The sequence below is a fragment of the Acidiphilium sp. JA12-A1 genome (assembly GCF_000724705.2).
GTDB lineage: Bacteria > Pseudomonadota > Alphaproteobacteria > Acetobacterales > Acetobacteraceae > Acidiphilium > Acidiphilium multivorum.
Genome location: NZ_JFHO01000100.1, coordinates 1 through 7,784, shown reverse-complemented (window position 1 = coordinate 7,784; position 7,784 = coordinate 1). Strand labels below are relative to the sequence as shown.

Annotated in this window: 8 protein-coding genes and 2 pseudogenes; 5 read left to right on the top strand and 5 right to left on the bottom strand. The window is 62.7% G+C overall.

Annotation, left to right across the window (positions count from 1 at the left end):
- A pseudogene (gene tnpA, locus RT91_RS20825) lies at positions 1-602 on the bottom strand (IS66 family insertion sequence element accessory protein TnpA); the annotation flags it as partial.
- A gap of 296 nt (positions 603-898) precedes the next feature.
- Here tnpA and RT91_RS22140 point away from each other — a divergent pair.
- On the top strand, positions 899-1,087 hold the full coding sequence (locus tag RT91_RS22140; protein WP_162491919.1) for a hypothetical protein: 189 nt from the start codon (positions 899-901) through the stop codon (positions 1,085-1,087).
- On the opposite strand, the pseudogene RT91_RS20820 reads toward RT91_RS22140, so the two are convergent.
- From RT91_RS20820 to RT91_RS16665, 3 genes and pseudogenes are all read right to left on the bottom strand, one after another.
- Positions 999-1,315 (bottom strand): annotated as a pseudogene (locus RT91_RS20820) (hypothetical protein); the annotation flags it as partial. The gene RT91_RS22140 and the pseudogene RT91_RS20820 overlap by 89 nt on opposite strands.
- A 163-nt stretch (positions 1,316-1,478) precedes the next feature.
- Positions 1,479-1,772 carry a hypothetical protein gene (locus RT91_RS16670; RefSeq protein WP_035188579.1) on the bottom strand — a complete coding sequence of 98 codons (294 nt, stop codon included), beginning with the start codon at positions 1,770-1,772 and terminating at the stop codon, positions 1,479-1,481.
- 30 nt (positions 1,773-1,802) lie between these two features.
- Positions 1,803-2,717: a LysR family transcriptional regulator gene (locus tag RT91_RS16665; RefSeq protein ID WP_240314335.1), complete on the bottom strand. Its 915-nt coding sequence runs from the start codon at positions 2,715-2,717 to the stop codon at positions 1,803-1,805.
- A 167-nt stretch (positions 2,718-2,884) separates the two neighbouring features.
- Here RT91_RS16665 and speB point away from each other — a divergent pair, with 167 nt between their 5' ends.
- The 4 genes from speB to RT91_RS16645 all read left to right on the top strand — a co-directional run bounded on the left by speB (position 2,885) and on the right by RT91_RS16645 (position 7,272).
- Positions 2,885-3,796, top strand: coding sequence for an agmatinase (gene speB / locus RT91_RS16660; RefSeq protein ID WP_240314334.1), 912 nt, complete (start codon positions 2,885-2,887; stop codon positions 3,794-3,796).
- The gene (locus tag RT91_RS16655; RefSeq protein WP_035188577.1) at positions 3,796-4,194 is read left to right on the top strand and encodes a nuclear transport factor 2 family protein; all 399 of its coding nucleotides are present in this window, start codon (positions 3,796-3,798) and stop codon (positions 4,192-4,194) included. The genes speB and RT91_RS16655 overlap by 1 nt, the downstream gene beginning before the upstream one ends.
- 77 nt (positions 4,195-4,271) lie before the next feature.
- Positions 4,272-5,711 (top strand): cytosine permease, encoded by a 1,440-nt coding sequence (locus tag RT91_RS16650; RefSeq protein ID WP_051788343.1) that lies wholly within the window; start codon positions 4,272-4,274, stop codon positions 5,709-5,711.
- A 16-nt stretch (positions 5,712-5,727) separates the two neighbouring features.
- Complete coding sequence (locus tag RT91_RS16645) at positions 5,728-7,272, top strand: aldehyde dehydrogenase family protein (protein WP_082468638.1); 1,545 nt, start codon at positions 5,728-5,730, stop codon at positions 7,270-7,272.
- Here the strand turns inward: RT91_RS16645 and RT91_RS16640 are convergent.
- The coding region (locus tag RT91_RS16640) for an IS1595 family transposase (RefSeq protein ID WP_035188574.1) at positions 7,218-7,784 on the bottom strand (567 nt) is incomplete at its 5' end. The genes RT91_RS16645 and RT91_RS16640 overlap by 55 nt on opposite strands.

Below are 7,784 nucleotides of genomic sequence, written 5' to 3'. Positions count from 1 at the left end.
CTGCGGAATGGTCATCGGAGATCGTGTGCCCAAGGCCCGCTTTCGCCCGCCGCGACGGCGAACCTGAAGACGTTCTTCGCGGTAAAGGCGCCGAAACTTCTTGTGGTTCATGGAAATTCCTTCGCGGCTGAGCAGCCAGTGCAGGCGCCGATAGCCAAATCGACGGCGCTCGCCCGCAAGCACGCGCATGCGTTCGCGAGCCTCCGCATCATCCGGGCGGCGGCTTTGATACCGCACCGTGGTCCGATCCACGCCCAGCGCATCGCAGGCCCGGCGTTGGCTCACCTCGAACAGGCTCTGAAGATGAGCTACCGCCTCCCGCTTATGGCTGGGCGCTAGAATTTTTTTGACGCAATTTCCTTGAGCATGGCGTTGTCCAGCACGGCGTCCGCCAACAGCCGCTTGAGCCGAGCGTTCTCGTCTTCCAGCTGTTTGAGCCGCCTGGCGTCCGAGACTTCCAACCCGCCGAATTTGGCCTTCCACTTGTAAAACGTCGCCGAACTGATCCCGTGTCGACGGCAGACCTCCGCCGTCGACATCCCCGACTCCTGCTCTTTGAGGATGCCGATGATCTGTTCCTCGCTAAACCGACTGCTCTTCATCTCGTCCGTCTCCCTGATGGGGCGGACTCTACTCATTCCTGGAGGAAATCCACGGGCTCAGACCAACGGTCATGAAGCCATCTAACAGGCCGCGCCCAAAATCGGGATTTGTGTCTGAACTTGTAGCCATCGAATGCCTCGCTTGGGGCAACGTGGCTATGGGGTCTTGGGGAGGTCGCTGTGATCCAACGTCCGACAAGCCCCAACAGCCACGAAACCGTGGTGTTGATGAACTTGTCGTTCCCTCGCGTGGGCCGGATGATATGCGCGAGTGAGTGTTCCCCGCAGGCGCGGGGATGAACCGTTTCGCACGCTGCCTATTTATGTTGCGGACATGTGTTCCTGTTGCGCTGCTTACCGATCTCGACAACGACGCCGACGCCTTCATCGCCGCCATTCACGCCGGCGGTTTGGAAAGCACGCACGCGCTGGATGTCGCCAAGCGCCTGATAAGCGTGAGCCGACCGGCCGAGGCGCTGGACTGACTCGACAAGCCGCGCCAGCCTCCAGGATCGCGTCGATCATGGGGATGAAAGGCCAAGCTTCGGCTTCGCAGGAGGCCGCTCGCGCCGATGCCCAGGAGGCACAGAGAACCGACAGATCTTCGCCACCGTCTCCCGGTTCAGACCAAAGACACGCGCAGCCTCCCCCCGGCTCCGCCCCTCGACAAATACAAATTGCCGAACCGCCGCATAAACCTCTACTGAATATATCCCCGGCCGCCTCTCCCTACATTCGGAAAGAGGCAACTCTAAAAATGGCCGGTTTTTTTACTCCGCCACGCAGCAGCATTATGCCGCCGCTACATGGCCAACTTTTCACCGCTGCGTACATTCGAGCACAAACGTCGATAATGTCGAGCAGATACATGTAGGGTTAGCTGGTGATCTCGATTTCGAGGAAGGAGAGGTGTTCACTGCCGGCATTCACCACGTTGTGCTCGACGCCGATCATATTCGCATAGGGAATGCCTTGGGTGAGATGCGCGGTGGTGGTCGTCCCGCCCGGATGTTCGATCAGCAGATCGCCGTCGGTCAGCGGGACAACGACGTAATCATGGCCGTGGCGGTGCCAGCCGGTTTCGGCGCCCGGCGCGAACGCCCATTCGGTCGCCCTCACCCGGCCATTCTCGATCCGCATGGTCGGTGCCGCCTTCATCCGTTCGGTCATGGCTGTTGTCCTCTCTGTTCCGTTTTGAAATCATTGCGTCGCCTCGCGATGGGCCGCACCGAGATCGTCGAGGAAGGCCTGAACGATTTTGCCGTCATCGGCGCGTCGGCTCACCATGTGCAGCGTCACCTCGTAGTGCATGAGAGCCGGGTTGAGGGCGGCGAGCAGGCCATCCGCCACCAGCGGGATGGAAAAATGTTCGGGCAGGAAGCCGAGGTGGTGGCCGGACAGAACCAGCATCGCCACTGCTTCCATGTTATCGGCCGTCGCCGTCACGCGCCGGGGCGAGGCCGACATCTGCGCTTCCGGCAGCGGATAGGTACGCCACGCCCAACTGTAATCCGCCGCCTCGTTCGGTGAAATTCCGCCGGCACGGCCGAACAGCGGATGGCCCCTGCCGCAATAAGCGAAATGGCGTTCGGCGAAGAGCGGAGCGTACTGAAGCGTCGGCTCGCGGTGCCAGAAATAGCCGATCGCCACGTCGAGATTGCCTCGAAGCAGGCCCTCTTCGAGTTCGCCCGGCGGACAGACGCGGACGATCAGCTTCACCGCCTCGTCGCGGTGGCGGAACCGAGCGATCGCCTCGCTCACCCGCGCGTTCTGGCTGAGCGGGGTATTGCCGATCATGCCGATGCGGAGCAAGCCGACCAATTTCCGATCGAGATTGCGTGCCTCGGCATTGAAGTCGGCGATGGTGCCGAGCAGTTCGCGCGCAAGCCCGGCGAAGCGTTCGCCCTTGGCGGTGAGCCGGAAGCCGCCGCGTCCGCGCTCGCACAACCGGTAGCCGAGCCTCGTTTCGAGGATCGCGATCTGGGTGCTGATCGTCGACTGGCCGACATTCAGCGTCGATTGCGCCGCGGACACGCCCCTGGCATCGGCTACCGCGAGGAACACCCGGAGAAAGCGCAGATCGAGATCGGACAGGTCGCCCAGCATTGGACTCATGATTACATCGATAAAAGCCGATGTAAACATTTCAACGTGTCGATTTTTTCCGGAAGATATTTTTTCTATCGTTTTATCATAAGCAATTTTACGCATCGTGAAAGATGATGAAAATGGTCGATTCAGTGTCCTTTCCTCCGCATCCGCAACCCCTGAGCGGCAACGAGATGCCGCGCAGCGGCGGTATCGCGACGATGATGCGGCTGCCTGCCGTTTCTGATCCGGCGGGGCTGGATGCCTGCTTCATCGGTATTCCTTTCGACACCGGCACCTCGAACCGCACCGGCACGCGGTTCGGCCCGCGCCAGATCCGGGCCGAATCCTCGCTGCTGCGGCCCTACAATATGGCGACGCGCGCGGCGCCGTTCGACAGCCTGCGGGTTGCAGATATTGGAGATGTCGCCGTCAATCCCTACAATCTTCTCGATTCGATCGGGCGAATCGAACAGGCGTTCGACCGGATCGCCGCCGTCGGCTGCCGGCCGATAACGTTGGGTGGCGACCACACCATCACCCTGCCGATTCTACGCGCGATGCGGCGCAAACACGGGCCGGTCGGGCTCGTCCATGTCGATGCCCATGCCGATGTGAACGACACCATGTTCGGCGAGAAGATCTGTCACGGCACGCCGTTCCGCCGCGCCGTCGAGGAAGGGCTGCTCGACTGCTCGCGGGTGGCGCAGATCGGCCTACGCGGGACTGGCTATTCGGCCGGGGATTTCGACTGGTGCCGTAAGCAGGGGTTCCGGGTGATCCAGGCCGAGGAATGCTGGCATCGCTCGCTCGCGCCGATGATGGCGGAGATCCGCGAGCGCGTCGGTGGCGGCCCGGTTTATCTCAGCTACGATATCGACAGCCTCGATCCCGCCTTCGCGCCGGGCACTGGAACGCCGGAGATTGGCGGCCTGACCGTGCCGCAGGGGCTGGAGATTATTCGCGGCATGGCCGGTCTAGACATTGTCGGCGCCGATCTTGTCGAGGTTTCCCCACCTTATGACCCGGTGGGCACCACGGCGCTGACCGGCGCGAACCTCGCCTATGAAATGCTGTGCGTGCTGCCCGGCGTCGAGCACCGGTGATGTCCGCGCAAGCCGAGGCCGAGGTAAGGCGGGCGGCGCAGGAGCTGGTCGCCCGGTTCGCCGCCCACGACACCGAAAACTATTTCGCCGTCTTCGCGCCGGAGGCGAGTTTCATTTTCCACACCACACCGCAGCCGCTTCCCTCGTGCGAAGCCTATCGCGCGCTGTGGCGCGCGTGGGAAGCGGACGGGTTCCGAGTTCTCGGCTGCGAGTCCTTCGAGCCGGATATCCGCGTTCATGGCGATGTCGCGATTTTTACCCACAGGGTTGAGACCCGGCTGACCGCCGGTGGCGCCGAACAGGCGGCGCTGGAGCGCGAGACCATCGTGTTCCGGCGCGGGCCCGATGGGCGGTGGCTCGCGATTCACGAGCATCTGTCGCCCTGCGCCAGCGGGTGACACCAAAGGCCGGCTTCACCGGCGAAACTATGACGGGAACACCAAAAATCCCGCTCTGAAATCAAGGAGATGTCCGAATGCAAACTAAAATCATGGATGCCGCCGGCACACGGCAGCTATCGCGGATCGAGCGGCGCTCGATCGACTATGTTCCCGACGCAGAGCGCCATGGCCGGGTGATCAACCAGGGACCGTTCTGGTTCCTAGGCAATTTCCAGTTCTTCACCATCGCGATCGGTTTCATTGGGCCGGGGATGGGGCTCGGTTTCGCGCCGACCGCCATTGCCGGCGCGCTCGGCATCCTGTTCGGCACGATTTTCATGGCATTTCATGCAAGTCAGGGACCGGATCTCGGCCTGCCGCAGATGATCCAGTCACGCGCGCAGTTCGGCTATCGCGGTGTCATCATCCCCCTGTTCGGCACGGTGTTCACCTTTGCTGGGTTCAACGTGGTCGATACCGTTCTGCTCAGCCAGGGGCTGCACAATCTCTATGGCTGGAGCATTCTCGCGGTATCACTGGTGCTTGCAGTGATCGCGGTGGTGATCGCGATCTACGGGCATGACTGGCTGCACCTGATTTTCCGCGTCCTGTTCTGGGTTAGCCTGCCGCTCTACGTGATCCTGACCATCGCGATCGCGACCGGCCATGTGCCCGGCAAACCGCCCGCCCATGCCGGGTTCACTTGGGTCGGCTTCGCCGCCGAATTCGCCGCCGGAGCAAGCTACAACATCACCTATGCACCTTATGTCTCCGACTACACGCGCTATCTGCCGCGCGCGAAATCCCGTGCCGGGCTGATTCTCAGCGTCTATCTCGGCGCCTCACTCGCCGCGATCTGGCTGATCGCGGTCGGTGCCTGGCTCGCAACCTATCTCGGCGCGCAGGACGGGCTGGTCGCTACCAGTGCCGCAGGCAATGCGATCTTTCCGGGATTCGGCGCGTTTCTCGTGCTCACCTCGGTCGCCGCCCTCACCGCGACCATGGGGCTGAACGCCTATTCGGGGATGCTGTCGGTTGTCACCATTGTCGATTCACTGCGCCGGATCGTGCCGACCAGCGCGATCCGGGTTGCCGGCATCCTGTTCATCGCGGCGATCTGGCTCGCGATCTCGCTGTCGCTGACGGCGAACGCGATCAACGCACTCTACGACACGCTGTCGATGATGCTCTATGTTCTGGTGCCGTGGACGGCGGTCAACCTGACCGACTATTTCTTCATCCGACGCGGCCATTACGCGATCGCCGATCTGTTCAGCGGCAACGGCGTCTATGGCAACTGGGGCTGGCGTGGCCTCATCGCCTATGCGGCTGGTTTTTTCGCCAGTGTGCCGTTCTTCAGCCTTTCCGGGTTCTATGAAGGGCCGATCGCGAAAGCACTCGGCGGCGTCGATATTTCCTGGACGCCGGGCCTTCTTGTGGCCAGTCTCGTCTACGTCGCCCTCGCGCGCGGAATCGACCGGGCCGGCGAGGCCGAGGCGATCGCGGCGAGCGATGAACTGCTGACCCAAGCTTGATGTTTCGGCGCGGCCCATGAATCCTGACCGGAACCAGACCGATACCAGATACGGGGAGTTCGAGACCGTGATCCGCAAGACCGATTTCTACATCGATGGAGAATGGGTGGCACCCGCGGTGCCGCACGACCTTCCGGTGATCAACCCCGCCGACGAGCAGGCCTTCGCGGTGATCTCGCTCGGGAGCAAGGCGGATGTGGACCGCGCGGTCGCCGCCGCGCGCGCCGCCTTCGAGCCCTGGGCGGCGACGCCGCTCGCCGAGCGGATCGCCCTGATCAAGAAACTTCTCGCGATCTATAATCGCCGCGCGCCGGAAATGGCGAAGACGATTTCGCTGGAAATGGGCGCGCCGATCGACTTCGCGCTCTCCGAGCAGGCGGGTGCTGGAACCTGGCATATCGAGGGGTTCCTCGAAGCACTGAAAAACTTCGCGTTCGAGCACGAGGCGAATGGCGACCTCATCCTGCGTGAGCCGATCGGTGTCTGCGCGCTGATCACGCCGTGGAACTGGCCGATGAACCAGGTGACGCTGAAGGTGGTGCCCGCGGTCGCGGTGGGCTGCACCGTTGTGCTGAAGCCCTCCGAGATCGCACCGATGTCGAGCATTTTGTTCGCCGAGATGATGGACGAGGCTGGCTTCCCCAAGGGCGTGTTCAACCTCGTGAACGGCGATGGCGCGGGGGTTGGCGAGGTGCTGTCTTCCCACCCTGATATCGACATGGTGTCGTTCACCGGATCGACCCGCGCCGGGCGTTCAATCATCCGCAACGCAGCGGAGACGATCAAACGCGTCACGCTCGAACTCGGCGGCAAGTCGCCCAACGTGATTTTCGCGGATGCCGACCTGCCGGCGGCGATCAAGCGCAGCATCACGCATGTGATGGAGAACGCCGGGCAGTCATGCAACGCGCCGACTCGGATGCTGGTCGAGCGTAAGGTTTACAACAAGGTGGTCGAACTCGCGTTGGAGGCAGCGAAGACCGTGACAGTGGGCGACCCGGCGCAGGGCGGAACGCATATCGGCCCGCTTGTCTCCGAGCTTCAGTTCAACAAGGTGCGCGACCTGATCGAGGCTGGCATCAAGGAAGGCGCGCGGCTTGTAGTCGGCGGGCCGGGCCGGCCTTCGGGGTTCAGTTGCGGCTATTTCGCCCAGCCGACGATTTTCGCCGATGTGAACAACGATATGCGGATCGCCCGCGAGGAGATTTTTGGGCCCGTACTGTCGATCATTCCGTTCGACACCGAGGATGACGCCGTGAGGATCGCCAATGACACGCCCTATGGCCTCGCCGCCTATCTGAGCACGGGCGACGAGAAGAAGGCTTCGCGCGTGGCACGGAAACTACGCGCCGGCATGGTGCATGTGAACGGGCAGTCGCTCGGCAAAGGCAATCCCTTCGGCGGCTACAAGCAGTCCGGCAGCGGCCGCGAGGGCGGCCATTTCGGTATCGAGGATTTCCTCGAGTTGAAGACGGTTTCCGGGGGTTATACCAAATCCCATCCTGTTTACCCAGCAATCTCAGCCAATTTCAGCAGCCGGTATGGCATTGGCGGTGTGTGAGCGGCGGCCCAGTTGAGTCTTGGGATCATGCTGGCCAGGTCGTAACGGCGATTGAAGCGATATTCGAACTCGGCGAGGTATCGTGGCACGTGCTTGCTGCTGATCGCCCGGTAGGTGCCGGTGAGTGCGGATTTGATGTTGCCGAGCGCTGTGTTCACCCACTTGAATGCCGGGCTGCGCGCGGCGGCCGGCCCACTGCCGGTGCGGATCACCTCATGCGCGCATCCGGCGTCGCTGACATGGCCGAAACAGGCGAGACCATCGCTGAGCACGGCGCAGGACGGATCGAGGCTGCGCAGGGCAAAGCGGGAAATCGCCTGGCCGGTGAACCCGGCCACCCGCCGCAGTTTCAGTCGAACCGGCTTGCCTTCAGGCGTGGTCTCGACTGCGGCGATGAAAGGGGTCTTGCCGGGCGCGCCTCGCCCGCGCTTGCCGCCGGAGCGTTCACCGCCGAGATAAGCATCATCGATCTCGACCCGCCCGGTCAGGCGTTTGCGCCCATCGCGTTCCAG

Coding starts and splice junctions, on each gene's coding strand:
- RT91_RS16645 (WP_082468638.1), top strand. CDS start 5,728: ATGAATCCTGACCGGAACCAGACCGATACCAGATACGGGGAGTTCGAG.
- speB (WP_240314334.1), top strand. CDS start 2,885: ATGCCGCGCAGCGGCGGTATCGCGACGATGATGCGGCTGCCTGCCGTT.
- RT91_RS22140 (WP_162491919.1), top strand. CDS start 899: ATGAACCGTTTCGCACGCTGCCTATTTATGTTGCGGACATGTGTTCCT.
- RT91_RS16670 (WP_035188579.1), bottom strand. CDS start 1,772: ATGACCGAACGGATGAAGGCGGCACCGACCATGCGGATCGAGAATGGC.
- RT91_RS16650 (WP_051788343.1), top strand. CDS start 4,272: ATGCAAACTAAAATCATGGATGCCGCCGGCACACGGCAGCTATCGCGG.
- RT91_RS16655 (WP_035188577.1), top strand. CDS start 3,796: ATGTCCGCGCAAGCCGAGGCCGAGGTAAGGCGGGCGGCGCAGGAGCTG.
- RT91_RS16665 (WP_240314335.1), bottom strand. CDS start 2,717: ATGAGTCCAATGCTGGGCGACCTGTCCGATCTCGATCTGCGCTTTCTC.